General features: G+C 37.2%; 22 protein-coding genes. 6 read left to right on the top strand and 16 right to left on the bottom strand.

Translation table 11 applies throughout. The features are described from left to right. Window positions 1-49 precede the first annotated feature (49 nt). Together IGJ90_RS00535 and IGJ90_RS00530 are read left to right on the top strand one after the other, a co-directional pair. The gene (locus IGJ90_RS00535) at window positions 50-1462 is read left to right on the top strand and encodes a PLP-dependent aminotransferase family protein (protein ID WP_002367618.1); all 1413 of its coding nucleotides are present in this window, start codon (window positions 50-52) and stop codon (window positions 1460-1462) included. Further along, window positions 1459-1902, top strand: a complete 444-nt coding sequence (locus IGJ90_RS00530) for a MepB family protein (protein WP_002367617.1) — start codon at window positions 1459-1461, stop codon at window positions 1900-1902. Before IGJ90_RS00535 ends, IGJ90_RS00530 begins: the two co-directional genes overlap by 4 nt. 49 nt (window positions 1903-1951) lie before the next feature. Here IGJ90_RS00530 and IGJ90_RS00525 read toward each other — a convergent pair whose 3' ends face one another. The 3 genes from IGJ90_RS00525 to IGJ90_RS00515 form a co-directional block, all read right to left on the bottom strand. Further along, entirely contained in the window at window positions 1952-3220 is a 1269-nt protein-coding gene (locus IGJ90_RS00525; RefSeq protein WP_002367615.1) for a RidA family protein, read from the bottom strand. A 428-nt stretch (window positions 3221-3648) separates the two neighbouring features. Further along, window positions 3649-6156 carry an EndoS/ChiA family endoglycosidase gene (locus tag IGJ90_RS00520; protein ID WP_438767417.1) on the bottom strand — a complete coding sequence of 836 codons (2508 nt, stop codon included), beginning with the start codon at window positions 6154-6156 and terminating at the stop codon, window positions 3649-3651. A 210-nt stretch (window positions 6157-6366) separates the two neighbouring features. Next, window positions 6367-7383 carry an NADP-dependent oxidoreductase gene (locus IGJ90_RS00515; RefSeq protein ID WP_002367613.1) on the bottom strand — a complete coding sequence of 339 codons (1017 nt, stop codon included), beginning with the start codon at window positions 7381-7383 and terminating at the stop codon, window positions 6367-6369. Between the two features lie 179 nt (window positions 7384-7562). Between IGJ90_RS00515 and IGJ90_RS00510 the strand changes: the two genes are divergently transcribed. After that, window positions 7563-7898: an ArsR/SmtB family transcription factor gene (locus IGJ90_RS00510; protein ID WP_002356136.1), complete on the top strand. Its 336-nt coding sequence runs from the start codon at window positions 7563-7565 to the stop codon at window positions 7896-7898. After that, window positions 7895-8575 carry a type 1 glutamine amidotransferase domain-containing protein gene (locus IGJ90_RS00505; protein WP_002367611.1) on the top strand — a complete coding sequence of 227 codons (681 nt, stop codon included), beginning with the start codon at window positions 7895-7897 and terminating at the stop codon, window positions 8573-8575. Before IGJ90_RS00510 ends, IGJ90_RS00505 begins: the two co-directional genes overlap by 4 nt. Window positions 8576-8665: 90 nt before the next feature. Here the strand turns inward: IGJ90_RS00505 and IGJ90_RS00500 are convergent, their stop codons facing one another. From IGJ90_RS00500 to IGJ90_RS00475, 6 genes are all read right to left on the bottom strand, one after another. Continuing rightward, entirely contained in the window at window positions 8666-10117 is a 1452-nt protein-coding gene (locus IGJ90_RS00500) for a YfcC family protein (RefSeq protein WP_002356134.1), read from the bottom strand. A 47-nt stretch (window positions 10118-10164) separates the two neighbouring features. Next, on the bottom strand, window positions 10165-10857 hold the full coding sequence (locus tag IGJ90_RS00495) for a Crp/Fnr family transcriptional regulator (RefSeq protein WP_002356133.1): 693 nt from the start codon (window positions 10855-10857) through the stop codon (window positions 10165-10167). 24 nt (window positions 10858-10881) lie between these two features. Continuing rightward, a complete protein-coding gene (gene arcC / locus IGJ90_RS00490; protein ID WP_002356132.1) occupies window positions 10882-11814 on the bottom strand; it encodes a carbamate kinase in 933 nt (310 codons plus the stop codon). Window positions 11815-11919: 105 nt separating this feature from the next. Then, the gene (gene argF / locus IGJ90_RS00485; RefSeq protein ID WP_160747730.1) at window positions 11920-12942 is read right to left on the bottom strand and encodes an ornithine carbamoyltransferase; all 1023 of its coding nucleotides are present in this window, start codon (window positions 12940-12942) and stop codon (window positions 11920-11922) included. Between the two features lie 25 nt (window positions 12943-12967). Continuing rightward, window positions 12968-14194 (bottom strand): arginine deiminase, encoded by a 1227-nt coding sequence (gene arcA, locus IGJ90_RS00480; RefSeq protein WP_002356129.1) that lies wholly within the window; start codon window positions 14192-14194, stop codon window positions 12968-12970. Between the two features lie 296 nt (window positions 14195-14490). Next, window positions 14491-15003, bottom strand: a complete 513-nt coding sequence (locus tag IGJ90_RS00475; protein ID WP_156238814.1) for an arginine repressor — start codon at window positions 15001-15003, stop codon at window positions 14491-14493. Between the two features lie 218 nt (window positions 15004-15221). Here IGJ90_RS00475 and IGJ90_RS00470 point away from each other — a divergent pair, with 218 nt between their 5' ends. Continuing rightward, on the top strand, window positions 15222-15701 hold the full coding sequence (locus IGJ90_RS00470) for an arginine repressor (protein ID WP_002356125.1): 480 nt from the start codon (window positions 15222-15224) through the stop codon (window positions 15699-15701). A gap of 173 nt (window positions 15702-15874) precedes the next feature. On the opposite strand, the gene IGJ90_RS00465 is transcribed toward IGJ90_RS00470, so the two are convergent. From IGJ90_RS00465 to IGJ90_RS00445, 5 genes are all read right to left on the bottom strand, one after another. Beyond that, entirely contained in the window at window positions 15875-17998 is a 2124-nt protein-coding gene (locus tag IGJ90_RS00465; RefSeq protein ID WP_002367609.1) for a peptidase domain-containing ABC transporter, read from the bottom strand. Further along, window positions 17991-18557 (bottom strand): hypothetical protein, encoded by a 567-nt coding sequence (locus IGJ90_RS00460; RefSeq protein ID WP_025186730.1) that lies wholly within the window; start codon window positions 18555-18557, stop codon window positions 17991-17993. Before IGJ90_RS00460 ends, IGJ90_RS00465 begins: the two co-directional genes overlap by 8 nt. Window positions 18558-18619: 62 nt before the next feature. Continuing rightward, window positions 18620-19297, bottom strand: a complete 678-nt coding sequence (locus tag IGJ90_RS00455; RefSeq protein ID WP_002367607.1) for an ABC transporter ATP-binding protein — start codon at window positions 19295-19297, stop codon at window positions 18620-18622. A 15-nt stretch (window positions 19298-19312) separates the two neighbouring features. After that, window positions 19313-19774: a hypothetical protein gene (locus IGJ90_RS00450; protein WP_010822431.1), complete on the bottom strand. Its 462-nt coding sequence runs from the start codon at window positions 19772-19774 to the stop codon at window positions 19313-19315. 44 nt (window positions 19775-19818) lie between these two features. Next, the gene (locus tag IGJ90_RS00445) at window positions 19819-19968 is read right to left on the bottom strand and encodes a hypothetical protein (protein WP_002367605.1); all 150 of its coding nucleotides are present in this window, start codon (window positions 19966-19968) and stop codon (window positions 19819-19821) included. Window positions 19969-20180: 212 nt separating this feature from the next. On the opposite strand from IGJ90_RS00445, the gene IGJ90_RS00440 reads away from it, so the two are divergent. Beyond that, on the top strand, window positions 20181-21131 hold the full coding sequence (locus tag IGJ90_RS00440; RefSeq protein WP_002396728.1) for an alpha/beta hydrolase: 951 nt from the start codon (window positions 20181-20183) through the stop codon (window positions 21129-21131). Window positions 21132-21167: 36 nt separating this feature from the next. Here the strand turns inward: IGJ90_RS00440 and serS are convergent, their stop codons facing one another. Together serS and sdaAA are read right to left on the bottom strand one after the other, a co-directional pair. Continuing rightward, window positions 21168-22439: a serine--tRNA ligase gene (serS, locus tag IGJ90_RS00435; RefSeq protein WP_002361511.1), complete on the bottom strand. Its 1272-nt coding sequence runs from the start codon at window positions 22437-22439 to the stop codon at window positions 21168-21170. A 26-nt stretch (window positions 22440-22465) separates the two neighbouring features. Then, window positions 22466-23359, bottom strand: coding sequence for an L-serine ammonia-lyase, iron-sulfur-dependent, subunit alpha (gene sdaAA / locus IGJ90_RS00430; RefSeq protein ID WP_002356122.1), 894 nt, complete (start codon window positions 23357-23359; stop codon window positions 22466-22468). Window positions 23360-23367 lie beyond the last annotated feature (8 nt).

Below are 23367 nucleotides of genomic sequence, written 5' to 3'. Positions count from 1 at the left end.
AATGCTATAATTGTATGGAATACAATTTTATAGAAAGGAAGTTCCCCTCATGCCGATTAATTCCTATGAGAACTATGCGTTGTCATGGCGCCCTGTTAAAGAACGTCTAACAAGACCTTATTACCAATCATTGGTTCAACAATTAGAAGCGGATATCTTATCTGGTGCACTTCAAAAAAATGTGAAATTGCCTTCGCAAAGAGAATTAGCTGATTACTTGGATCTGAATTTCACGACGATTGGTCAAGCCTATAAACACGCTATGGAAAAAGGCTTACTTTATACCAACATCGGTAGCGGCACTTTCGTTTCTCCCAACGCGTTTCACTCAATTACAATCTCTACCAACCAAGTAGCGGACCATCTAATTGATTTAGGGCTGGTTAGTTCCTTTGATATGTGTAATCAGCGGATTTTACCTTTTATTGAATCCGTTAGTAAAAATGCGGCCCTTAACAGTTTGCTAAATTATCGCGATCCTTTAGGTACGCACTTTCAACGAGCAACCGCTGCCGAATGGCTTCAGACACAAGGCGTTCGGACCAATGCCGAAGAAGTTGCCATTGTATCTGGTGTCCAGAATGGGCTGGCCGTGACGTTAGCCGCCGCTTTTTCTCCAGGTCAGCGGATTGCCGTAGATCGATACACGTATTCAAATTTTATTGAACTCGCCCAGCTTTATCATTTAGAAATCGTCCCGATTGGCTATGATTCCGAGGGGATGGACCCAGAGCATTTACTGCAAGAATGCAAAAAGAAAAAAATACATGGTATTTTCTTAATGCCCGCATGTAATAACCCGATTGGTTTCCAAATGTCTAGCGCCCGCCGAATGACTTTAGCTGAAATTATTCAGCAAGAACACTTATGGGTAATTGAAGATGACATTCATTCTTTTTTAACAACTTATGCGCAGCAAACAGTTTTACCAACGTTTCAAGAACTCTTACCTCAACAAACGATTTACTTAGCGGGGATGACAAAGTTTGTCTGCACAGGCTTACGCATTGCGTACCTTGTTTTCCCTCCGCTTCTTCGCCAAGAAATAGAGCGTGCGATTTTTAATATTAACGTTAAAACTTCTGGCTTTGATGCTGAAATTGTCACCCAAGTCTTACGCTCACCAGTTGCAGAAGAATTAGTGATAGAAAAATTGGCTTTAACAAAACAAGCCAATGACTTATTTGATACCATTTTTGGGTTAGCTAGACCTAGCAATCCTTTGCCGTACTACCGAACTATTCCCCTTTCTACCGAAAAAACGGCGCCGCAAATTGAACAAGAATTTCTCCAAAATGGGGTACGTCTTTTTCACTCGAGCCGCTTTACTGTGCAAAATCAGCCAGATGCTTTTTTACGAATTTCCTTGGCCTCCAATCAGCTTGAGGTATTGGCGAAAGGATTAACCATTATCCAAGAACTCTTACCGACATTAAACGAAAAGAAAGGACATTCCCTATGAATTCATTGCCAATACTTGAAAAAGCAGTGGGCACGATTACCCTGCTTTCCGAAGAAAAACAAAATGCCGAATATGAAGGCTTTTTATGTCAAGTTAATGAATCGCAACAACTTATCCGCAGTCGCTTAGCCAAAAAAACGCCGAAAAAAGAAGGCTATTTTGCAGCCTTCTGGGAAAAAAATCAACAAAATCAGAACGAATCCTTTGATGCTACGGAAGCCCCTGAAATGTTAGCAATTGTCATTGACGATCAGGAAAAGCAAGGTCTCTTTCTTCTGCCGAAAGAATGTTTAATCCAACAAAAAATTCTCAAAACGCACCAACAAAAAGGCAAAATGGCGTCCCGTTTTTATCCTTCTTGGTGCCAAAATCTTAATCAAACCGCCAAAAAAACACAAAAATGGCAACTAGCTTACTTTACTGATTTATCTAAATACTAAAAACGTCAGCTGGCTTCTGAAGCCAGCTGACGTTTGTTTATTTTACTGTTTAGCCAATTGGTGGCGTACCTTCTGCGTTCCCAGCAATCGCTTCGATTTGAATCTGGGCACCTTTTGGTAAATCCGTCACACCAATCACTCTTCTGGCAGGCGTGCCTTCAGGGAAGTACGTTTGGTAGACGTCATCTACTGCCGCCAGCTCTTCAATCTCTTTCACAAAAATATTCACTTTCACCAGATCAGCTAAGCTGTGATCCACACTTTCAATAATCGCTTTGATGTTTTCTAAGCATTGCGTCGTTTGTTCCTTGATTCCGCCAGCGACTAACGCATTTGTTTTAGGGTCCAATGGTAGCTGAGCTGATAGATGGTTGTAATGAGAAAAAGCAACAGTTTGTGTCGAAAATGGACACTTCGGTGCGTGATCTGTATTATTTGCTTCAATAATTAATCCATGTCGATCTTCAATCGCTTGTGGTGGCGTACCATCCCCATGAGAAACCACCGCTTCTACTTGAACCGCCGCGCCCATTGGTAAATCAGCAACAGCAATCACTGTTCGTGCTGGCATGTAATTGACCGTACGCGCAATTCCTGAATCTGGGAAAAAAGCGGCATATACTTGATTGACAGCTTCTAGCTTAGATAAATCTTTTAAATAAATATTGACCTTCACAATATCATCAAAAGGCACATCAATACTGGTTAAAATGGCTTTTATGTTTTTCAAACATTGTTTTGTTTGCGTTTTAACACAGCCAGCCACAACTCTACCCGTTTGAGGATCTATAGGCAATTGTGCAGACAGATTGTTATAGTGAGAAAACGCAACCGTTTGACTGGCTAAAGCATCAATTGGTGCCTGAACCGTCTGATTTGTTAATTTAATTAAATCCCCAGCTTGAGGTGCATTAGGGATAGTTCCTTCCCCATTTGAAACAAGTGCCTCCATTTGAACGGAAGCGCCTAACGGCAAGTCTGCGACGGCGACCACTGTTTTAGCTGGATAATAATGGGTAAAAAAGGCCGCATAGACCTCCTCAACTGCGGCAGCATCCCGCATATCTTTGACAAAAATGGTCATTCTGACAATGTCACTCATCACATGGTTGATACTTTCAACAACCGCTTGGATATTTTTCAAGCATTGTGTCGCTTGGGCCCGAATGCCACCTTCTACCAATTGTCCAGAGGTTGGCTCAATAGGTAACTGTGCTGACAAATGATTATAGTGGGAAAATGCGACTGTTTGGGCTGCGAGAGGATGCTTTGGTGCACGCTCTGTATTTCTTGCTAAGACGATATTTTCATTACTCATAACTCTACTCCCTTTTTTAGCATTCCAACAAAAATGATTCCGCTTACATTTCCAAACATTAAACTTCCAACAAGATCCTTTTTATTTTCCTGCTTTTCTATTAATGGTGATAGCTTTCCAACACCACTTCTTTCAGTCTACAATAAGAACAGGAACATTTCAATAAGGCATTCCTAAATTGATTGTTGGCCCTCAAACAAATCTTCTTCCGTTAAAGAAGGCTGAGGTCGGGAAAGAACCGTTTAGCTCCGAGAAATAAGAAGAAATTTCCGAAAATTGCTCTTTAATTTTTGGAGAATTTCGGCTTATTTCCGAAGGAGTTGGTTCTGTTCCCGCCGTTTATCAGGTTTTGATCCTGGGACAAAAATCCAAAGTGATTTTTGTCCCAGGATCAGTCTTTATAGATAACTCGTTAGCTATAACTAGTTTTATTTAACCACCATATACTCACGATAATTTTCCGAGAACGTATCCATTAGCGTATAAATTCGTTCAAAATCATAGTCACGACGAGGGTCATCATACCAAACACATTGAATACTTCCAATAATTGGAAGATTCGGGCTACCTGCTGGCACATCTGTAAATTCTTTTTTCGACATATTTGCTAAAGCATCATCATATTGATAAATGCCAGAATCAACATTGCCAGCTACCCAATACCACGCATCATTGGTATTAAAAATTTTGTGTCCTTTTTGAACAAAGTACTCAGGTTTGGCTACGTCATATCCGCTCCAACCGGCTGTCCAATAAGAAATAATAATCTCTGGGTCAAATGTACCGAAAGAATCGTCGCTGTTGTAATAAATGCCATCATTGAAGCTCATTGGCTGCATGCCCGCATCTTTAATTATTTTAGCTAAATCATTCGCATAAGCGACAAAATCCTTGTAGCGCCCAGAAGATTGCAGTTTCGCCCAACCGCCTGTGTCGACATCATTTGCATACTCATCGCCACCAAAATTGAAAATTTCACTATGCGCGGAAAAATAAGCCACGTACTTACTGATAATCGCCTTTGTGAAATTCACTGCCTTTTGGTTCCCTAAATCTACTGTTCGTTTTGAGCCATCAAAAGCGGGATTTTTAATCGCTAGTTTTTCCATGGCCACTAACAAGGCATCCATATGTCCTGGACTGTTAATCACGGGAATGATGTTGATGTTGCGCGCTTTCGCAAAAGCCAACAACCGATCCATTTCTTTTTGTGTTAACGCGTTGCCATTAGGATCATTGTAATACGCGTTGTTGCCTCGTTGGATTGCTTTTGAAACCCGGTTGTGGTTGTATTTTTTACCATTCACATTGACCGACATATCATCCAAGATAAACCGTAAGCCATCATTTCCTAAAATTAATTGGACATCTGTGTACCCATTTTGACTGGCTTTGGCCACTAATTCTTCCAGTTGCTCCACGGAAAAATATTTTCTTCCTGCATCAATGGAAAAGACACTTTTTAAAGGTTGTGTTTGTTTCTCTTTTAAATTATCCAAAGCTGTTTGGACCTCCGTTTGCCAAGTAGTCACTTGCGCGGCTGTATACGTTTTTCCCGCAAGTTCTGTTGCGACTGTCTCTTTTGTGGTTTGTAGTGCTTGAATCGTTTCTGGTGTATAGCTTTCTGCCTTTTCAATGGCTGCAACTGCTTGATCCAACGCACGATATAAAGTGGTTAAGTCAATGGCTAACAGGCCTTTTTCTAATTCAGCATCATAGGTATTTGAAAGCCCTTGGCCATAATCGCCACCTAAAATAGCTTTATTCACATCATAAAGCGTTGTTGCTTGTGTCACTGCTTCTGCGGCTTTATTTTGTGCTTCAAGGTCTGTGTTGGCGTAGCTAATTCGTTTTAAATAGTGTTGCGCAGTCGCTTTCATCTCTGCAAGAGAAATGCCTTTACTCTCTGCAATGGCCGTTTTTGTCCAAAGTAAATTAGAAGGTTTTATCTGATTTAAATCGTCTTCATTATAGGTGCGACCATCGCGATCTAAGGCATAGAGGAACATGCCCCCTAAATTATTTTCATAAGAATAACGAGCTACTTTATACATGTTACTTTCCATATACGGCTCTTTTGTGTCATACCAGCGGTTGCGATCTTGCTCTTCTGGGAAAGTTAATCCTGGAACAAATCGTTCCCCATTGAGAACCGGACTTAAATTATTTAATGCTCGTTGCGTGCGTTGGTCATCGCTGCCATATTGTTGATACGCGAGAAAATCGAAACAGTCACTGACATCTTGTAAAGGTGGTAAATATTCTGCATTGGTATCATACAAAAATGGACGATCCGTTCCCGACTTCGGTCCAATGTATTTTGATAATGCACGAATGACACCATTAGATAGAACAATATCTTTTTCACTTGGACGAGTTTCCATGTCAATATCTAACCCATCAATTCCTAAATCATCGACAAATTTGGTTAACAACTCTTTCGCATAAGCATCAAATTCTGCTTCTGTAGGCGTTGTTCCTGCATAAGGAACTTTTAATAGCTCGCTGTAATCAATCCCACGAACTAAACGAACACCTCGTGCATGCAGTGCTGGCGCATACTCATTTTTTAACGTATCATAAAATGGCTGTGCAAGTGCTTCTTGTCCTTTTGGCACATAACTAAAGACATTCACAATGTCAATACCATAAGGAATATCGTGCATCGTTAGCCAATTTTCATCTGGCAATGTTGTATTAACTCCTTGCATCGTTTTGTCACGCCAAGCCCGATAATAAACCATAAAATGTTTCTCTTGGGTCGGCTCATTGGCTTGGCTGATCATTGGTTGATGAAACAGACTAAATAAGATAAACGCCAAGCCAACCAATAACGAAAGACCCAGCCAACTGACAATTGTTTCTCTGTTTTCTCCTTTTCTTGTCGATAAATTGTTCCCCACTTTAAACACCATTCCTTTCTGCACTCCGTTCATTTTGGTGTATCCGCCTAAAAAGAAAGCGCATACACAACCATCAATAGAATAACAAAAAATAACGAATTTGCAAAATAGAAACTGGAAAAATGAGGATTTTCTATAAAAATCTTTTCCCGCCTAAAATCACTTTTGTTAGACGGCGTTTAAATGGTAAATTTTGAGACTTGCAAGAAAAACAGGCCTGTTTTTCTTGCAAGTCTCCTTTACTTAGTCGTGATCAACATCGGCGATTTTCACAACAATTTTCCCTTGTGCTCGTCCTGTCAGTGAATAATCCACCGCTTCTTGAATTTGGCTAAAAGGTATGACTCGATCAATTATCGGCTGTAATTTTCCCTGTTCAATAAACTCAGTGAGTAAAGCTAATTGCTCGCCATCTGGACGCATAAACAAAAAATGATAACTAACATCTGTGGCTTGCTCCAATCGACGAATCTTGCGAGTAGCTATTTTAAAGGCCCATTGTTTCCAAAGCGGCAAGCCATACTCTTTAGCAAAACGTTCGTTGGGAATGCCTGACAATGTAACGACTTTTCCCTGAGGTTTAACCACTGAGAAAGCTTTTTCTAAGATTGTACCCCCCATTGTATCAAACACATAATCGTAGTCGGATAAAACTTCTTCAAAATTTTGTGTCCGATAGTCAATCACTTCATCTGCTCCCAACGCTTGAACCCATTCTTTATTTTTACTACTCGTGGTGGTGGCAACGTAAGCGCCCGCTAGTTTTGCTAATTGAATCGCAATGGTTCCAATCCCTCCTGAACCTGCTTGAATCAGGACTTTCTGGCCTGGCTGTACATTCATAATATCATGTAGCGCTTGATAACTTGTCAAACCGACTAACGGAATGGCCGCAGCTTCTTCAAACGTTAAATTTTTCGGCTTCATAGCTACAGCCGCTTGATCCACTGCAATATATTCAGCAAAAGTTCCCACGCGATCTTTGGGTACTCGTCCGTAAACTGCATCGCCCAGCCTAAAATTTTGAACATTTTTTCCAACAGAGACAACAATCCCAGCAAAATCACTGCCTAAAATCAGTGGCATTTGATAATTTAAAAGCATCTTTACTTTGCCATCTTTTGTTTTTAAATCAATCGGGTTAATACTGGCAGCGATAATTTTGACCAAAACATCGTTGTCATGAATGGTGGGTAAGGGCACCTCCTCGATTGCTAATTCTTTTTGTCCGTATTTATGAATTAAAGCGGCTTTCATCATTGAATCTTTCCTCTCTTTCTATCCTTTTTATCGGTTTAAAAGTTTAAACCTTTAATCAATTAGTATCTTAACGAAGAATGGGATCCACGTCAAGTTTCAGCCCTTAGCGTATTTCATTGACAAAAAACACGAAAAATGGTTTAATCGTTTAAAAATACGAACCAAAGAGGCGAAAAAATATGAAAGAATTAGAAGAAATTCAAACAGAATTTACTGCGCTTAGTGATTTTTTAATCGCATTAGGTGATGAAAAACGCCAAGCAATTATTATTGCACTGTTAGAAGACCAGGCCTGTGTTGGCCGCCGTGTCACTGAGTTAACAGAGGCGACACAACTCTCACGCCCCGCTGTTTCTCACCACTTAAAAATTTTGAAACAAGCCAAATTAATTGATTGTCGCAGTGAAGGAACTAAAAATTATTACTCACTTTCTCACGATACCACCAAAATTGAGCAACTCCAACAACTATTGACCCACATTACGTCGATTATGCCAGGGAGGAAGCAAGCATGAAAAAAATTCTCGTGGTCCTCACAAACGTCTCTCGTTATCACGGCACCGAAGAACCAACAGGCCTCTGGCTAGGTGAAGCTACGGAGTTCGTGGAAGAAGTAACTAAAGCAGGATTTTCAGTTGACTATGTTAGTCCCCAAGGAGGCTATGTCCCTTTGGATCCCCGGAGTATGAAATATGTAGATTCATCCATTATGGCGGTTTATGAAAGTGCCGATTTTCAAGAACGAGCGCTAGCGCATTCCCTCTCTCTTGAAGAAATTGATCCAGATGAATACGCAGCGATTTACTTTACAGGAGGCCATGGCGTTATGTGGGACTTTCCTGATAATCCTCAGTTGCAAGCAATCACTCGTAGCCTTTACGAACAGGGCAAGTACCTAACTTCTGTTTGTCACGGAATTGCTGGCCTTTTAAATGTCAAAGATGCGTCAGGAAATTATTTGATTGCAGATAAAACCATTACTGGCTTCACTACTGCAGAAGAAATTTTAGCCATGAAAAAAGCAGTTGTTCCTTTCTTAAACGAAACAATTGCCAAAGAACATGGTGCTACTTTTGCGAAAAAGCGTCCCTATAAAGAATTTGCGTATCAAGATGGCCGTATAATCACTGGGCAAAATCCTTTTTCTGTCCGCGCTGTCGCAAGATTGTTAATTCAACAACTATCAAAATGAAACAACAGCGACTACTTTTAGGTAGTCGCTGTTGTTTCATTGCTTCTTCTTTTTTCCGAAAGCCGAAGCCCTAACATAAAAAATTTTTGATTAGCTAAAGAGTAACATCGCGCCAATTAAGATAATTAGGTTAATTAAGCCTAAGACAATCATTGGTTTGGCCATGAATTTTGTCCAAGTGGCATATTGAACTTTGGAAATTTCCAAACCACCCATTACGACACCAGATGTTGGCGTGATCAAATTAATCAAGCCACAACCTGAAGCAAAAATCATAACCATCACTTCTGGACTTAAACCAATGTTTTTAGCTAACGCACCCATTACAGGAATGGAAACGTACGCTAAGCCAGAAGTTGAAGGAATTAGGAAAGATAAACCTAAGTATAAAACAAAGGCACCGATGACAAATAAAACTGGGGAGAGTCCTTGTAATAAGCCTGCCGCTTTATCAAGGATAAATGAATCTAAATACGTTTTAGACATCAAAACAGATGCCCCGCGAGCAACTACGATAATTAAAACAACGGATAACATATCTTTGGCACCGTCGATAAATGCTTCAATGGTTTCTTTTTCAGTAAAGCGACCAATCAAGGCAGCAATGATACCTAAAAGGAAGAACCACATCGCTAAGTCGCCAAAGTACCAGTCACCGAAACTGTTGCCTGTTAAAACAGACGTCCAGCCTTTGAAAATCGTCACTCCAAAGTCGTTCCATGGAATTAAGGAAACAATCATAATGACAAAACAGAAAGCGAATACCATTAAGATTTTTTTATGACGATTCGTAAATGGCATTTCTTTCGACGCTGCTTGTCCATACGTTTTTTCCATATCCTCTTGTTCTTGTAAAGATAAAATTGTTGAACCTTTGTCAGCCTTCACTTTTTTCGCATAACGCATCACAATGAAAATAGAATAGCTAGTAGAGGCCGCCCACAAAATAGCACCGACAATTAAAATAATTCCTGTATTCGGCTGAATGCCAATACCTCGCAACGCATCCATCGCTACCCCTGTGGAGAAAGGGTTAACCGTTGAACCGATAACACCTGATCCTGCACCCAATAGCACAGTACCCACTGCGACAAACGTATCAAAACCAGCGGCGACCATGGTGGCACTCAATAAACCATAAAAAGGAATTGTTTCTTCTGCCATTCCATAAGTCGAACCACCAATAGAAAATAAAATCATTAAAATCGGAATGATTTTCAATTCGTTCCCTTTTAACTTTTTAACGACTGATTGAATCCCTGCTTCAAGAGCCCCAGTTTGTGTCACAATATTTAAAAAGCCACCAAGTACTAAAATAAAAATATTAATTTCAATGGCATCTTTAAACCCATTGAATGGAGCCATGATAATATCCGATAATTTGGCCCCTACCACGTGGTCAACCATTTTGCCATCAATTTCTCTTGGGGTAAATGGCTGGCCATTTAGCAAGACCGTTACGATACCTAAAACAATTAAAATAATAAATAAAATACTAAAAGACGAAAGCTGTTTTTTGTTTTTCTTCTTTTTTTCTGCCATATCCTTTTATACAGGAACCTACTTTCCTGTATCTCCCTTCTCTATGATTAATTACTCAATCGATCAATAAAGAATGGCGTATCTAGAAAAGTTAAGAATTTATGACTGTAGCTAATACGGTTCATTTGGACTAATTTTTTCATAACACTGCTTGCTGTTTCCCGCGTAGTTCCACTCATCCGTGCAATGTCATTAATGGTAATTGGACAAGTAATTGCAACGCGCTCTCTGTTGTCAATTCGTTCTCCTAAATCATTTAATAACATCGCCAGTGATGTCACAATCCGTTCACATGCATCATTGGTTGTTCCTTTTTGGATTTTGATCATACTTTCTTTTAAAAGGACCGATTGTTCTTGAATCCAATGAATCAATTGCTGGGGATTATTTTGGAGAAAACGCTCAAACAGTTTAACTGGCACAAACACAACCTCAATATCCGTATAGGCAATCGCGGAGTCGTAATGAACCTCATCTTGAAACAGTCCGATTCTCGGAAAAAGAGCCTGCTTTTTCATAAAATGCAGATAGGAAAAATTACCACTGCGATCATTTTTTTCAATTTTAATGACACCTGAAACCAATAAAATTAAATGATTTCTCGGATCACCTGGATAAAAAAGGACTTGGCCTTTTTTATAGGAGCGAACGAAACTCTCGTTGCGCAATTCTGTTAGTTCTGATTCAGAAAAGTATTGAAAATCTTGATTATTTTTAGTGATTATTTTCTCTATCATCATCTTAATTCTCCTAAATACTATACTTTATTTTGTCACAACCGTTCCTACGATTTCATCGCCGCTCATACTTCCTAAGTTTTCCAAAGAAGTGATAATTGCTTGTTTATTGGGTTGGCTTTCTACAAACTGAATGGCGGCTTCAATTTTCGGTAACATACTACCTGGTGCAAAATGACCCGCTTGTTTGTATTCTTCCAACTCTGCTACAGTGACATTGGTTAATTGTTTTTCATCTGGTTTGCCATAATTAATGCACACATAATCCACGCCAGTTAAAATAACTAGTGCATCCGCATCCACTAATTCTGCTAGTTTTTCAGAAGCAAAATCTTTATCGATTACTGCTTCGACACCTTTTAATTCTTGTCCTACGACAGGGATGCCGCCACCACCACATGAAATGGTAATTATATCATTTTTTATTAAGGTATTAATAGTCTCAGCCTCGTGGATGTCAATTGGCTTAGGACTTGGAACGACTTTGCGCCAGCCACGTCCTGCATCTTCTTTAAAAATAGCACCTGCTTGCATTGCTTCTTTGGCTTCAGCTTCTGTTAAAAATGGACCGATCGGTTTTGTTGGATTTTTGAATGCCTCATCTGCTGGATCTACGACCACCTGTGTTAAAACAGTAGCCACTTGTTTCTTGATTCCTGCTTTGTTTAATTCTTGATTAAGCGCATTGGACAACCAGTAGCCGATACTTCCTTGTGTCATAGCAACACACGTATCTAGCGGCATTGCTGGATTTTTTTCAGAATCAGCTGCTTGTTGTTGCAATAATAGATTTCCGACTTGTGGACCATTGCCATGTGAAACAATCAACCGATGCCCTTGTTTAATTAAATGAACTAAATAGGCAGATGTTTGAACTAATGCTTGCTGTTGTGCGTGTGCGCTAGCATCATTTGAAAGGATGGCATTTCCGCCTAGTGCAACGACCATTTTTTTCCCCATTACAAATCCTTCTTTCCTATCATAATAAAGAATAGGCCGCCCTTCAAAAGAATCTCTTAAAGGGCGAAACGACTATTCTTTTTTCAATGTTTTTTCAGTTGCTTCCTACACACGAGGAATGAATAAGTTGCCTAAAGTAGCTGCCATGATCGCTTTAATAGAATGCATTCTGTTTTCTGCTTCTTCAAATTGACGACCATATTTACTGCGGAAGACTTCATCCGTGATTTCCATTTCAGTAATGCCGAATTTTTCAGCAACCATTTCTCCGTATTGTGTTTTCGTATCATGAAAGGCTGGCAAACAGTGTAATACGATTAAATCGCCATCCATGTTTTCGGTTTTTTCTAACATAGCCATATTAATTTGATAAGGTTTCAACAGATTGACACGTTCTTCAAATTTATCTTCTTCACCCATGGACACCCAAACGTCTGTATATAACACGTTGGCTCCTTTAACACCTTTAGCAACGTCGTCTGTAATCATTAATTCTGCACCAGATTCTTTCGCAAATTCTTTTGCATAATTAACGACTTCATCAGAAGGGAACAATTCTTTTGGTGCACAAATGCGAACATTTACGCCTAAAATAGCACCTGTCACTAACAAGCTGTTTGCCATGTTGTTACGGCCATCGCCGACATATACTAAAGTGATTCCTTCTAAACGACCAAAGTTTTCTTTCACTGTCATAAAGTCCGCAATCATTTGTGTTGGGTGCCATTGATCCGTTAAACCATTCCAAACAGGAACACCAGAATATTTCGCTAAATCTTCCACTACTTCTTGACTAAACCCACGGAACTCAATCCCGTCAAACATACTACCTAAAACAATCGCTGTATCTTCAACAGATTCTTTTTTACCTAATTGAATATCGTTGGCGCCTAAATACTCAGGATGTGCCCCTAAATCAATCGCTGCTGTAGTAAATGCAGAGCGTGTCCGTGTCGAAGTTTTTTCAAATAAAAGAGCGATATTTTTTCCTTCTAAATAGTGATGTGGAATCCCTTTTTTCTTCAATTCTTTTAAGTGAATACTGAAGTCTACCAAATACTCTAATTCTGCTCTTGTAAAATCTTTTTCTGCTAATAAACTACGTCCTTGAAATACTGAATTCATGATGATTCCTCCTATTTTTGGGTGTTTTTTAAAGATCTTCACGGTAAAGTGGCATACTCATACAACGAGGGCCACCACGGCCACGTACTAGTTCACTTCCTGGAATGTAATTCAATTTCACGCCTGCTTCTTCTAGCGCTTTATTCGTAATCGTATTCCGATCGTAAACAACAACTTCCCCAGGGGCAATTGCTAATGTATTTGAACCGTCGTTCCATTGTTCACGGGCTGCTGCTGTTAAATTTCCAGCGCCGCAACGGATTAGTTGAACATTGTCTAAATGCAAGTATTTGCATAAAATGTTATCTAATGTATCTTTTTCTTTTGTAATTTGGATGTCTCCATCTGCTTTTTCAGTGATCGAGTAAACAACCAAGCCGCCTTCGATTTCTGGATGAATCGTAAATTTATCATAGTCAATCATGGTAAAAACGGTATCTAAATGCATGAATTTACGATGTTCACCGATATCAAAAGCCAAGATATTTTTGAACCCTAATTTTTGTTCAAAAATATTTCTCGCAATTTTTTCAATTGACGCAGCATCCGTTCTTTGAGAAATCCCAATGGCCACTACTTCTTTTGAAAGAATTAATTCATCGCCACCTTCAATTCTGGTTGATTCTGAACGATCATAGACTCTAGGAACCTCTTTTCCAGCAAAACGAGGGTGATAATCAAAAATGTATTGCCCAAAAATGGTTTCCCGTTGTCGAGTTACTGAATACATATGATTTAAAGAAATCCCGTGCCCCATTGTCGCAAAGTTATCACGCGTGAAGTATAAGTTAGGCATTGGATCAATAATGAATGGATAATCCGCTTCAACCATATCTGTTAAAAATTCTTGCTCATATTTAGGTAATTCTTGTTTTTGAATGCCAGCAATCGCTTTTTGAATCAGTTCTTCGTTGTCGTCAATTTCTAACATTAACTCTCTAACTTTTTCTTTTGCTGATTCACTGCGAATATTGGCTTCTTCTAAGAATTGGTCAATAAATTGTCGGCGGACCTCTTCATTAATCAACGCTTCAGCAGCTAAGTCCTCTAAATAGACCACTTCGATATCTTTTGATCGTAACAACTCTGCAAATGCATCATGTTCTGCTTGTGCTTTTTCTAAAAACGGAATATCATCAAACAACAGTCTCTCCAGATAATCTGGCATTAAATTTTCTAATTCCTTACCTGGACGATGTAACATCACTGTTTTCAATTTCCCGATTTCAGAAAATACATTAATTGGATGACTCATGTGAAATAACCTCCTCAACTTAATTACAAACACAGAATAACAGACCTGATTAACCTAGGACGTGAGCCATTTGCCAAACAAAATACCAAATATACAACGGTATTCTTTCTTATGCATATTTCCAGCCTAAAAGAATGCGCTTTCATAGATATTCTAAAAAAATAATGCATAATTAAATAAAAAAAAATGCATTTATTCAAAAAAAATTATTTCTCCATACACTTCATAAAGTTATAATCTTATAGAGGTAAAAGGAAGGGAGCCAGAAGTCAAAACGACTTCTGGCTCCCTTCCTTTTATGCGTTACTTTTTGACAAACGTGTTGGCTGAATAAATTGTTGAAAATACTGCTCTAGTTCTTGTGCTTTTTCCTCGGATGATGAAACAATAATAACAGTGTCGAAGCCAGCGACAGAACATTTCTTTTCACACAAAGACACTTCATCAAGTACAGCTGAAAACAATGTTGCGTTGTCTGGTAATGTATGAACCACTAGTAAAAAGGCGACACGTTCAACTTTGGTCACTACCTCACGAATTGCTTGTATCAACTGTTCTTTTTTTCGTTCTTCTAAAGAAGTGAATTGTTCAAAAATCGTTAACCGCATCTCGCCAGACTCATCTAATGCTTTGACGACTTTTAATTCCCATAAATCCCTTGAAATCGTTGCTTGTGCGACATTTATCTCGCGCTTTTTTAATTCTCTTAACAACTCATTTTGACTATGAATTACAGTTGTTTGAATGATTTCTTTAATCAAACTTTGGCGTGTTTGCTTATTCACAAATAACACCCTTCCTCCAGACATTTACAAAGCAATACTAGCAGAATCTCTCTAATTAGAATAGAAAAAGGGTCGTTTAGCTAAAAGGTTCTCATTGATTTTGTCGGATATTTCGCATTTAAAAAGGTGAGACTTGCACAATTTAGTAAAACGTTGTACAGTGATTTTAGGGAATTACTGGCACCGTTTTAAATAACAGCAATGATGTTTTTTTGCATGATTAACTGAACTGGAGGAAAGTAATGAACCGATTAAAACGCCAAACGATGATTAAGCGATTGGTCACAGAAAATGAAATCCATACACAAAGTGAATTACTAGCATTATTGGAAAAAGAAAATATTCACACCACACAAGCAACTATTTCTCGTGACATTCGTGAGCTGAATTTAAACAAAGTAGACAATGGTCAAGGAGAAGCCTATTATCGTATCTTGAATAATTCTGCCCTTCGTCCAAAATATAAAACAGATGAAGAACGTCTTGTTGACATTATTATTGAAACTGGTGTTTCTTTAACACAAATAGAGTTCACAAATCTTTTAACCGTCTTACCTGGCAACGGGCAAGCCATTGGGGTTTTAATTGATCGCATACGTATCCACAACCCTCATATCTTGGGCTGCATCGCTGGGGATGATACTATCTTAATTCTTTCAAAAAATAAAGAAGATGCCCTTGAAGTTAACAACTATTTCCAGCAGTATTTGTACCACCCATAATTCATCACTTAGTAAAATCGACTATTTTTTGACGACATCATTGCTATTTTTATTAAAGATAAAAATCTCCAGAGGATACTTTCCTCTGGAGATACTATTATTTCATTGAATCTCTTACTACTAATTATTAGATAACTAATTATTAGATAACTATTTACATAAAATTAAACAGTTCAATTCAATATAATTTTCTCATCCACAAAATCTAAAGATTTTTCGTCATGAGCTATATATATCCTTAAACTCTTTGGTAATGTATCTCTGATATATTTTAATATTTTCCTTTTACTGCTCTGATCCAAGTTACTCATGGCCTCATCTAAAATAAGTATTTTTGGCTTCCTTAACAACGCTCTAGCCAAATTTATTTTTTGTTTTTGTCCACTTGATAAATTAATTCCACCCTCTGCTATTACTGTATCTAATCCTAAAGGAAATGAATTTATTACTTCTTCCAATCCTATATTTTTTAAAATATCATAAATATATTCATCATCAAATGAATCAGCTTCTAAGAACAGATTTTCTTTTACTGTTCCAGCCATTATAAACGGTCTGCTCGTTATCTGGATAACGTCTTTTCTATAGGAACTTATATTATTGAAAATATCGTTGTTACCAAGATATATATGTCCTTGGTCTGGTTTATAAAGTGATGCTAAGATATTACTTAAAGTGCTTTTGCCACTGCCATTTTTACCGTAGATACCATATGTTTTTCCAAAATAAAATTCTTCTGAAAAATCTTTCAAAACATAAGAAGTAGCTCCATAAGAAAATCGAAGTTTCTTTACAGATAATTTTTTTGAATTATTAAAGTCTATTTGTTTTGAGATAGATTCAGTTTCTTCTTTTGTCACATGAATGATATCATTTAACTTTCTAACCATAACAACTACGTTTTGTATCTCTTTTTGATATTCAATGATGTTTTTTACTGGTGAAGTAAAATAAGTTATCAGTGATATATAGGCTATTAGTAGCCCAATACTTATACCTCCATTAATTACTAATATCCCCCCCTGCCATAATACACAAAGCGTGCCTACTGATTCGATCAAAATGATGATACTAGATTGTACGTTCTGATAAATTACACTGATTTTTTCTTGAGAAGTCAGTTTTTTTGCATTTTTTAAAAATTTTCTAGTAAAAAAATTTTCTAATTGAAAAACTTTAACTGTCTCATATCCGTTTAAAATTTCATTTAATGAAGTAATTGTTCTCGAATTTATGTCTATAATTTTAGTATTAACTTTATTTAAAGGTTTAATAAACAATATAGTAATTAATAAATAACTAAAAAATATTCCTAAGGTAATACTAAAAAGTTCCTTACTTATAACAAATAAGATAGCTCCACCTGCTAATGCTATAAAAAATTCCAAAAACAGCGATAGTACTAGTCTAGTCAATATTGATTGTACTTGTGTAGCTATATTATATCTTGTCAGCACTTCTCCACTGTTTTTACTTTTTAAGTTAACTATCTCCATATTTATAAGCTTATTCAAAAAAACTGAGAACAAGCTATCATTCATACGCTTTGACATTTTAGCTATAAACAACGTACGTACTATTCCTAAAATCCATTGAAATAGATATAACAAAATGATAGCCATAAATAAATAATTAAAATTATCAAGTATATTTAGATAGATTTTTTCAAAAAAGTTATATGTATGTATTTTCTGCACGCTTTTTTCTGTCTGTATTATAAAAGTATCTATAAATTTTTGGTAAGAGAAGCTTCCTATAAAAGAAATTAATGCCATTATGATTGAAAAAAATAAAACAATGCTCAAAGTTCCTTTTTCTTGCTTTAAGCTCTCATAATAAAAATTGTGATTTTTCATCTTAGGAACAGAATTTTTTATTTTATCTATATCAAAGTTCACTATTCTTCCTGTCCAAGTAGATTGAAAATCTTTTAATTCTTGTTTTAAAATCCCCAGAGCTGGGTCAAAAATTTTGATATGCTTGTTATTTATAGCTTCCACTACTACAAAATGAGCTAAACCTGATTTTGTAATGATATGTGCTATAAAAGGCAGATGTATTTCATTATTTTGTATACCTTCAATTAATTCAGCCCAATTACCTTCAAGCCCTTCAGGATTTAGGTTTAATTTTCTTGAGCCATCCAACATTCCTTGAATCGTAGTCCCAGATTCACTTGTTTTTGTTAATTCTTTAGCTGTCACCAGAGATAGCTTCCCACCAGAAAGGTTTACGATGGTTGCTAAACAAGCTGGTCCACAATCCTTTATTTCTGTTTGTCTTATCCTTTTAAACATATCTTCCCCCTATTTTGAAATATTTAGATATTACTTTTCGATATACAAAAATAAATTGAATTCCACAAAAAATAAGTACTCCTAAAAATAGTTTCAAATCATAGAATAAGAAAAAATTGAAAGGAGTAATAAAAAAAACTTGAGCACGAGTATCGATTAAAAAGTTATACAGATAGAAATATGAAATACTTGTTATAGATATCCCTATACCACTTCCTATCCATGTACCCGTTAATAATTTTAAACAAAACTCTTTAGTCAATTGTAGCGGACTACACCCAAGGGAGATTTTTATTTGTAATTCTTGTTGTGATAACAAGAATCGTCTCTTTAATTGCATAACTATGTAAAAAATAAAAAATAAAAATAATGCAATTATTAATACTAACAAACTCACTTCCAGCATTGCTAACAAGAAAATTAATTCCTCTGAAGTATCATTATTAAACAAATGGAAAATTGGAGAGATGTTTTGAGCATCCTTTTCTTGGCTCTTTTTAAATAAATAGACATAAAAATATAATCGGACAAATACAGTAATCCATAAGTTAATAAACATTGAAAAATAGAAATATTTACTGATTGATTTTATTTTTAATAAGTAATTAGACCTATTTATAGTCAATTCTCCACCTCTATAACTTCATTCAAATTTTTTTCTGTTATTTCGTAAATCTTCTTCTTTATTGATGGAATCTGATCATAGTCATGTGTAACCACGATTAGAGGGATATTATACTTATTACTTACACGGTATAAAATATTCATTATTTTTTTTGATGTATCTGGATCTAAATTTCCTGTAGGTTCATCTGCCAAAATAAGTTCAGGATTTTTTATAATTGCCCTAGCAATAGCAACCCGTTGTTTCTCTCCTCCTGAAAGAAGAGAGATTCTCGTGTATAGTAACTCTGTAATTTTTAACTCCACAGCTAGTTTCTCAACCTGTTTTTTGATAATCTGACTAGGAATTTTTTTGATTTTTAAGGGATAAGCAATATTTTCATACGCACTTAACCATTCAATTAGTTGAAAATCTTGGTGAACATAACCTATGCTCCGCCTATACGATATCAATTTTTTCCTCGTATCTAAACAGACTTTTTTTTCATCTAGAACAAATTCTCCCGTAAAATAAGGATGTTCACCTGCGAGTATGTTTAAAAGCGTTGATTTACCTACGCCGCTTTTTCCTATAATAAAAGAGACTTCTTTGCTAGAGAATTCAACAAAATCAATTTGATAAAGGAAAAATTTTTTTTGAGTCAGTACTTTTACATCTATCAACTTAATATTCATTATCTAACCTGCAATTCATTCTAAAAATACGCTATAATGTTTTTTGATTTGTTCTTTGTATGTGGAAGTAAATTCAAATATTACTTCTTCATCAGATACTAACAGAAATTCAACAACTACTGTGCTCGTTTTTAAAAATTTATCTCCCTCAATTTTAGTGGATAAATTTTTCAAATTAACTTCACCTTGTAAAGCCTTAACTGAAAATATATCTTTTATCTGTGTATTCTGAGGAACTCCATCATTCAATAAATTAAGTGTTAATTTTATACTATTGTTAGCTTCCTTTTTTAATTTACTTACTTCAACTAACTGAACATAATAATAGGGAAAGGCTATTTGTTCTGCTTCTGAATACGTTTCAACCACATCGATAGCCGAGCCATCATCTTGCTTATGTACTAGAGACTCAGGTGCAGCACATCCTGTAATAACTAACAAAGCTAAGATATTGTATAATACCTTCATATTTTTCATTCGTACAATCCTCATATATCTGTGCAACTTCAAAAGACAACATTTTATCTCCAATATGAAACAAAAATATGGTTATATACTTGCACATGTCTTAAGTAACCTGCTTTACTTCCACCACCTGCATTACACAACCAACAATGCCAATGAAAACCAGCTTTAACTTCTCTTGCAACCGTTTCGTTAATCTTTTTCATTTTATCACTCCTTTATAAATTATAAAAAAAATATATTATAATTAGAAAACGATGTCAATTACTTTAATATTAAAAAACATTGCTTGTCCAAAAGCTTGTATATAAAGTTATTTTTTGGTCAACCTTTGCATTTAGTTATTAAAGAATAAAAGCTGTAATGTAATTTTATTCTAATAAAATAATGAGTTTTTCTTTTGAACACCGTCTTTTTTTTGTATAATAATCAAAAAGCAAAGAAAGGGTTTCTTATGACTGAACAATTCATACTCACTTCAAACGATCAACAAACACAGCTCAATGTACGTCATTGGCCCTGTCCTTCACCCAAAGCCGTAGTTCAATTGATTCACGGCATGGCAGAGCATATCCAACGTTATGATGAATTTGCTCGTTTTTTAAATCAATTAGGGTTTGCCGTAATTGGGCATGATCATCTAGGTCATGGCGAATCTGTACAACCAAGCGCACCGATCTATGGTTTTTTTGGAGAACAAGGGCCTGAAAATGTCGTTACAGATATTCATCAAGTGAAACAATGGGCTGTGAATCGCTATCCACAATTGCCCTATTTTATGATGGGTCACAGCATGGGATCTTTCGCCTTGCGCAACTATCTGCAAGACTATCCTGTGACTATGCAAGGAGTCATTTTCATGGGCACTGGAACAAGTCCGTTACCTTTAACCGCAGCATTGCCTTTTATTAAAAAAATGGCCGAGAAACAGCCGAAAAAACCAGCTCCGTTCATTGATAAGCTGGCATTTGGTTCTTTTAGCAAAAAATTTCCTGAAGCAAGTTCCTTTAATTGGCTTTCTAAAAATCAAGCCAATGTGGCTGACTATGAAAATGACCCATTAATGGGCTTCGTATTTACCAATAATGGTTTTGCTACCCTTTTTTCGCTTGTTAAACGAGCCAATCAAAGGAATTGGTACCAAGCGATCCCAAAAGAATTGCCTATTTTAATCATTAGTGGCGCTGAAGACCCAGTTGGTGATTTCAGCAAGGGGCCAGCGAAAATTCAAAAGCAATTAAAGCATGCAGGTTTTCAGCACGTGACGTTACGACTATTTCCCACATTGCGTCATGAAATTTTATTAGAAACGGAAAAAGCAACAGTTTTTCAAGAAATTGGGCATTGGTTAACGGATTTAACGAATTAAAAAAGAAGGTTGATGTTGTGACATCAACCTTCTTTTTTAATCTATTTTCGTTAAACCGCCCATATAAGGACGTAGAACTTCTGGAATCGTTACGGTGCCATCTTCATTTTGATAATTTTCCAAAATGGCCGCCACTGTTCGACCAACAGCAAGTCCTGACCCATTAAGAGTGTGGGCATATTGAACATGACCCGTTTTATCACGATAACGAATCAACGCCCGACGTGCTTGGAAGTCTTCACAGTTTGAACAAGAACTAATTTCTCGATACGTTTTCTGTGCCGGAATCCAAACTTCTAAATCATAGGTTTTCGCTGCCGAGAAGCCCATGTCACCTGTCGAAAGAGTAATCACTCGATAAGGGAGGCCCAATTTTTCTAAAATGTCTCCAGCATTGTTGGTCATTTTTTCTAATTCTTCATAGGAGTGTTCTGCATCACTAAATTTAACCATTTCTACTTTATGGAACTGGTGTAAACGAATTAATCCTCGGGTATCACGGCCTGCGCTACCCGCTTCCGAACGAAAAGAAGGACTTAAAGCAGTGAAATAAATCGGTAACTCTTGCGCCTCTAAAATTTCATTATTATAGTAGTTAGTTAACGGGACTTCCGCTGTGGGGATCAGCGTCAAATCACTTTCTGCAACTTGGAAGACATCTTCTTTGAACTTAGGAAACTGACCGGTGCCAAACATTGCTTTGCTATTGACCAAATAAGGAGGAATCACCTCGGTATACCCATGTTCATTAACATGTTGATCTAACATAAAATTATAGACCGCTCGTTCTAAACGAGCCCCTAAGCCTTTGTAATAAAGAAAACGGCTACCAGATACTTTCGCGCCTCTTTCAAAATCTAAAATTCCTAAGGCTTCACCGATTTCCCAATGTGGTTTCGGTTCAAATGAAAAAGTTTTCGGCGTACTCCACCGCCGAACTTCTACGTTGGCGGCTTCATCTGCGCCAACAGGCACGCTCTCATGAGGTAAGTTAGGCAGACGTTCTGCAATGGCTGTGCATTGTTCTTGCAAATGAACAACTTCTTGGTCTAAAACTTTAATTTGCTCGCTAACTTCTTGCATATTTAGCAACTGTTGTGAAGCATCTTTTTGTGCACGCTTTAATTGTGCAATTTCTCCTGATACCTGATTACGGTGTTTTTTCAGTTCTTCAACTTTAACAAGTAACGCTCTCCGTTCTTCATCTAAAGCCAAAAAGCGTAATAAAACTTCCTCGTCCACACCACGTGTTTTTAACTTTTTCTGTACCACTTCTACATTTTGGCGAATTTTTTTCATATCCAGCATCTTATTTCCCTCTTCATGATTAAATTTTAAACAATGGTGAATTTTACTTTTTCAAAAATTTCATTCTTCATTCGTTGGCCAGTCGCTGTGCCAGCTAAGCCACCTAAACCCGTTTCTCTCAATTCTCGTGGTAATTGACGGCCGACTTTATTCATGGCTTCCACCACTTCATCTGCTGGTATTTTATTTACAATTCCAGCTAAAGCCATATCTGCAGCGATTAACGCATTGCCTGCACCTACTGTATTTCGTTTGACACAAGGAATTTCGACTAACCCAGCCACTGGGTCACAAACTAAACCTAATAAATTCCCTAAAGCCATAGCAAAAGCTTCAGAAGATTGGCGTGGTGTTCCGCCAGCCGCTTCAACAGCTGCAGCGGCGGCCATCGCTGAAGCACTGCCTACTTCGGCTTGACATCCACCAACAGCACCAGCAATCATCGCATTGTTGGCTGTGACCATCCCAAATAAAGAACTGGTAAACAAGAAACGAATTTGTTGATCACGCGTTAAATTCAAGGTATTTTTAATCGCTGTTAAAACCCCTGGTAAGGTGCCACTTGCACCAGCAGTTGGCGTTGCGCAAACAACGCCCATTGCTGCATTGACTTCATTCGTACCTAGTGCGGCTTGAACTGCAGACATCATTAAATCACCTGATAACGTTTTGCCAGCTGCGCGGTATTTTTTTAAACGCGCCGCATCACCGCCCGTTAACCCAGTAGGAGAAAAAACGCCTGCTCCTTCTTGCGAGCGTTTGACAGCAGCATCCATGACATCCAAATTTTGACCCATCTGTGTCCAAATTTCTTCATAGCTTTTTTGGCTACGCTCCATTTCTTGCTCAATCATCAAATCAGAGATTTTTTTTCCTGTTTTTTCAGCTTTATCGATAAATTCTTCAATCGAAAGGTACATATGTCAAA

The organism is Enterococcus sp. AZ129, from assembly GCF_051714505.1.
Classification (GTDB): domain Bacteria; phylum Bacillota; class Bacilli; order Lactobacillales; family Enterococcaceae; genus Enterococcus; species Enterococcus faecalis.
The sequence above is the reverse complement of the archived record's forward strand: the minus strand, read 5'-3'. Positions and strand labels throughout refer to the sequence as shown.

Excerpts from the sequence above, each read along its gene's own strand:
- IGJ90_RS00450 (WP_010822431.1), bottom strand. The coding sequence starts at position 19,774 with ATGAAAAATATGAAGGTATTATACAATATCTTAGCTTTGTTAGTTATT.
- IGJ90_RS00505 (WP_002367611.1), top strand. The coding sequence starts at position 7,895 with ATGAAAAAAATTCTCGTGGTCCTCACAAACGTCTCTCGTTATCACGGC.
- sdaAA (WP_002356122.1), bottom strand. The coding sequence starts at position 23,359 with ATGTACCTTTCGATTGAAGAATTTATCGATAAAGCTGAAAAAACAGGA.
- IGJ90_RS00445 (WP_002367605.1), bottom strand. The coding sequence starts at position 19,968 with ATGAAAAAGATTAACGAAACGGTTGCAAGAGAAGTTAAAGCTGGTTTT.
- IGJ90_RS00470 (WP_002356125.1), top strand. The coding sequence starts at position 15,222 with ATGAACCGATTAAAACGCCAAACGATGATTAAGCGATTGGTCACAGAA.
- IGJ90_RS00530 (WP_002367617.1), top strand. The coding sequence starts at position 1,459 with ATGAATTCATTGCCAATACTTGAAAAAGCAGTGGGCACGATTACCCTG.
- arcC (WP_002356132.1), bottom strand. The coding sequence starts at position 11,814 with ATGGGGAAAAAAATGGTCGTTGCACTAGGCGGAAATGCCATCCTTTCA.
- IGJ90_RS00525 (WP_002367615.1), bottom strand. The coding sequence starts at position 3,220 with ATGAGTAATGAAAATATCGTCTTAGCAAGAAATACAGAGCGTGCACCA.
- IGJ90_RS00475 (WP_156238814.1), bottom strand. The coding sequence starts at position 15,003 with ATGTCTGGAGGAAGGGTGTTATTTGTGAATAAGCAAACACGCCAAAGT.
- arcA (WP_002356129.1), bottom strand. The coding sequence starts at position 14,194 with ATGAGTCATCCAATTAATGTATTTTCTGAAATCGGGAAATTGAAAACA.
- IGJ90_RS00515 (WP_002367613.1), bottom strand. The coding sequence starts at position 7,383 with ATGATGAAAGCCGCTTTAATTCATAAATACGGACAAAAAGAATTAGCA.
- IGJ90_RS00495 (WP_002356133.1), bottom strand. The coding sequence starts at position 10,857 with ATGATGATAGAGAAAATAATCACTAAAAATAATCAAGATTTTCAATAC.
- IGJ90_RS00500 (WP_002356134.1), bottom strand. The coding sequence starts at position 10,117 with ATGGCAGAAAAAAAGAAGAAAAACAAAAAACAGCTTTCGTCTTTTAGT.
- serS (WP_002361511.1), bottom strand. The coding sequence starts at position 22,439 with ATGCTGGATATGAAAAAAATTCGCCAAAATGTAGAAGTGGTACAGAAA.
- IGJ90_RS00455 (WP_002367607.1), bottom strand. The coding sequence starts at position 19,297 with ATGAATATTAAGTTGATAGATGTAAAAGTACTGACTCAAAAAAAATTT.
- IGJ90_RS00535 (WP_002367618.1), top strand. The coding sequence starts at position 50 with ATGCCGATTAATTCCTATGAGAACTATGCGTTGTCATGGCGCCCTGTT.
- IGJ90_RS00510 (WP_002356136.1), top strand. The coding sequence starts at position 7,563 with ATGAAAGAATTAGAAGAAATTCAAACAGAATTTACTGCGCTTAGTGAT.
- IGJ90_RS00520 (WP_438767417.1), bottom strand. The coding sequence starts at position 6,156 with ATGAACGGAGTGCAGAAAGGAATGGTGTTTAAAGTGGGGAACAATTTA.
- IGJ90_RS00460 (WP_025186730.1), bottom strand. The coding sequence starts at position 18,557 with ATGTTTATTAACTTATGGATTACTGTATTTGTCCGATTATATTTTTAT.
- IGJ90_RS00465 (WP_002367609.1), bottom strand. The coding sequence starts at position 17,998 with ATGTTTAAAAGGATAAGACAAACAGAAATAAAGGATTGTGGACCAGCT.